This window comes from Arthrobacter sp. Hiyo1 (assembly GCF_001263615.2).
Taxonomy (GTDB): domain Bacteria; phylum Actinomycetota; class Actinomycetes; order Actinomycetales; family Micrococcaceae; genus Arthrobacter.
The window spans coordinates 208001-211435 of the sequence record NZ_DF952476.1; the positions used below are offsets into that span (position 1 = coordinate 208001).

Annotated in this window: 3 protein-coding genes and 1 pseudogene; all 4 read left to right on the top strand. The window is 62.2% G+C overall.

The genetic code is table 11. The features are described 5' to 3' along the window. The coding region (locus tag AHiyo1_RS21425; protein WP_113990735.1) for a FadR/GntR family transcriptional regulator at window positions 1–481 on the top strand (481 nt) is incomplete at its 5' end. Further along, window positions 478–1890: a glutamine synthetase family protein gene (locus tag AHiyo1_RS21430; RefSeq protein ID WP_275937091.1), complete on the top strand. Its 1413-nt coding sequence runs from the start codon at window positions 478–480 to the stop codon at window positions 1888–1890. The genes AHiyo1_RS21425 and AHiyo1_RS21430, both read left to right, overlap by 4 nt. A 3-nt stretch (window positions 1891–1893) precedes the next feature. After that, the gene (locus AHiyo1_RS21435) at window positions 1894–2694 is read left to right on the top strand and encodes a gamma-glutamyl-gamma-aminobutyrate hydrolase family protein (RefSeq protein ID WP_059389935.1); all 801 of its coding nucleotides are present in this window, start codon (window positions 1894–1896) and stop codon (window positions 2692–2694) included. Beyond that, window positions 2691–3435 (top strand): annotated as a pseudogene (locus AHiyo1_RS21440) (aldehyde dehydrogenase family protein); the annotation flags it as partial. The gene AHiyo1_RS21435 and the pseudogene AHiyo1_RS21440, both read left to right, overlap by 4 nt.

Consider the following 3435-nt stretch of genomic DNA (forward strand, 5'->3'; position numbering starts at 1 on the left):
CGGAACCATCGTGGAACCGGTCGGCAACGCCCGGCCGCCGGAGCGCCTCGACAACAAGGACAGGCAGGGGGAAATCAGCGACATCCTCATCTTCCGTTCCGTGATTGAACCCGGGGCTTGCCAGCGGGCGGCCTCGATGCGGCTCAGCGAGGATCAGCGTCAGCTCCTGATTGATTCCTTGGCCGAGGTTGAAAACGCGGGTTCCCCGGTGGAATACAGGCAAGCCGACGCCCGCCTCCACCTGGCTTTCTCCGCTGTTGCGGGGTCGTCCGAACTCAATAAAGCCAGCACCACCATCCAGACAAAGATCCACGAGTTCCTCGCGGAAATCCCCTTTCTGCAGCGGAACATCGAACATTCAAACCAAGAGCATCGATTGATAGTGCAGGCCATCCTCGACGGCGAGCCTGCAGCGGCCCGAAGCGTCATGGAATTGCACTGCGAGTCCACTGCCGCACTACTCAAGGGACTACTGAAATGAGCAGCACTATGAACGACATTTCGAACACCGTGAAAACTACCGTTCACCCTCGCAATGACCGCATGCTCACCGTTGAGCAACTCAAGGCGCGGATTGGCGACGGCGCCATAGACACCGTGATTCTCGGCTTCACCGACATGCAGGGCAGGCTTCAGGGCAAGCTCCTTCACGCGCAATTCTTCCTTGATTCCGTCCTGGAGCACGGCACGGAAGGCTGCAACTACCTCCTCGCCGTTGACACCGAAATGAACACTGTCGACGGCTATGACATTTCCTCGTGGGAAAAGGGCTATGGAGACATGGTCTTCGACATGGATTTGGACACCATCCGTGTCCTTCCCTACCGCGAGGGGAGTGCGCTGATCCAGTGCGATCTGTCGATGACCGACGGCACTCCGGTCTCTGTTTCGCCCCGCGCCATGCTCAAGCGCCAGACGGCCAAGGCGGCCGAGCGCGGTTGGAAGGCACTTGCCGGAACCGAGCTTGAGTTTGTGGTCTACAACGACTCCTACGAGCAGGCATGGGACCTGGACTACAAGCACCTCACTCCTGCCAATCAATACAACGTGGACTACTCGCTCCTGGGATCGGGTCGCGTGGAACCCCTGCTTCGCCGGATCCGGAACGAGATGTACGCAGCGGGCATGACCGTGGAATCCGCGAAAGGTGAATGCAACTTCGGCCAACACGAGATCGCGTTCAAGTACGACGAAGCGGTCACAACGGCGGACAACCATTCCGTCTACAAGACCGCGGCCAAGGACATCGCCCATGACATGGGCCAATCCATTACCTTCATGGCCAAGCCCAACGAGCGCGAGGGCAATTCCTGCCACATCCACCTGTCCCTTCGCGGACTCGACGACGAGCTGGTCTTCTGGGACAAGGCCACCGGAGCCCGCACCAAAACCTACGATCACTTCATCGCCGGAGTGCTTGCCACGATGCGGGAATTCACGCTCTTCTACGCTCCCAACATCAACTCCTACAAGCGGTTCGTCAAAGGCTCGTTCGCTCCGACGGCGGTGGCCTGGGGCCTCGACAACCGCACCTGCTCGGTGCGCCTCGTGGGCCATGGTCAAAGCGCGCGCCTGGAGAACCGGCTGCCCGGTGGCGACGTGAACCCGTACTTGGCACTGTCGGCCATGCTTGCCGGCGGGCTCTACGGAATCGAAAACGAGCTCGAACTCGAGCCCGCAACCCTTGGCAACGCCTACACCTCGGGTGCTCCCACCGTGCCGACGACGATGCGGGAAGCGCGGGATCTGTTCGCCAACTCCGTGATCGCCAAGGAAGTCTTCGGCGAGGAAGTGGTGCGGCACTACGTGAACTACGCCGACGTCGAACTGGCAGCTTTTGAGTCCGTCATCACGGACTGGGAGCTCCGCCGCGGCTTCGAAAGGCTGTAGGCGATGACTCAGAATCAGACACAGGCTCCAGGTTCAAGCCGGCCTCCTCGCATCGCGTTGACCACTTATCTTCAAAACGCGAAATGGGGGATTTGGGACGCGCGGGCAGCGGTACTGCCGGCAACGTATTTGGAAGCCGTGGTGGCGGCAGGCGGCACCCCTCTCCTGCTGCCGCCCATCGGCACCGATACTTCCGTCCTTGACCTCGTGGATGGCCTCGTTGTGGTGGGAGGCGCCGACGTCGACCCCGGAAATTACGACGCCGAGCCCCACCCGAGCACACGCAGCCAGCCCGAGCGGGACGAGCACGATATCTCGTTGACGCTGGCGGCCTTGGAGAAGGGCATTCCGCTCTTCGCGATCTGCCGCGGCGCGCAAATCCTCAACGTGGCCCTGGGCGGAAACCTCATCCAGCACGTGCCGGACGTGCTGCCCGAGGCGAACTACCAACCTGCTCCCGGAGTCTACGGGGAGGTTGAGTTCGATACTCGGCCGGGCAGCATCAGCGCGCAACTACTAGGTGAAAAGGCATCGGCGCCGGTCTATCACCACCAGATTCTTGACCGGGTTGCCGAAGGCCTTTGCGTCACCGCGCGTGCGGCGGACGGGACGGTCGAGGCCGTCGAATCGACCCAAGGAAGTTGGGCGTTGGGCGTTCAGTTTCATCCTGAACAAAATCGTTCCGACGTGCGGCTCTTCGAAGGATTCATTGAGGCTGCCAGAAGGTACCGGGACGGGGAACTCTACGCTGAGCGCCTCAACCCATCGACGGAATTCACAGCGACAGAAAAGAGCTGGGCGTGAGTGCCACAATTTTTGACATCATCAATCCGGCCACAGAAGAGTTCCTTCAAACCGTTGAGCTGGCATCCCTCGCCGAAACGGACGCGCTGATTGCCCGCGCGGCCGCTGCCTTCGAGACCTGGCGGAACGTGTCGCCGTCGGACCGGGCACTGCTCCTGCGCCGGTTCGCGGCCGCCGTCGACGCCGATCTGGAGAACCTCGCGCAACTGGAAGTCCGCAACGCGGGGCATACGATCGGCAACGCCCGCTGGGAAGCGGGCAATGCGCGCGACGTCATCAGCTACTACTCGGCGGCTCCTGAGCGGCACTTCGGGCGGCAGATCCCCGTTGCCGGAGGCCTCGATGTGACGTTCCACGAGCCATTGGGCGTTGTCGGCATTATTGTGCCGTGGAACTTTCCGATGCCGATCGCGGCGTGGGGCTTCGCTCCGGCGCTCGCGGCGGGCAACACGGTGTACTCAAACCCGCGGAACTTACGCCGCTGACCGCGATGAGACTCGGGGAGCTGGCGCGCGAGGCCGGCCTGCCCGATGGCGTGCTGACTATCATCCCCGGGAAGGGCTCCGTTGTGGGGGCGCGCTTCGTCACCCACCCTGCGGTGCGAAAGGTCGTCTTCACCGGGTCCACCGGGGTTGGCAAGCAGATCATGGCCGGTTGTGCCGACCAGGTGAAGCGCGTGACGCTCGAGTTGGGGGGCAAGAGCGCGAACATCGTGTTCGCCGACGCGACCTTGAGGCCGCT

Excerpts from the sequence above, each read along its gene's own strand:
- AHiyo1_RS21435 (WP_059389935.1), top strand. The coding sequence starts at position 1,894 with ATGACTCAGAATCAGACACAGGCTCCAGGTTCAAGCCGGCCTCCTCGC.
- AHiyo1_RS21430 (WP_275937091.1), top strand. The coding sequence starts at position 478 with ATGAGCAGCACTATGAACGACATTTCGAACACCGTGAAAACTACCGTT.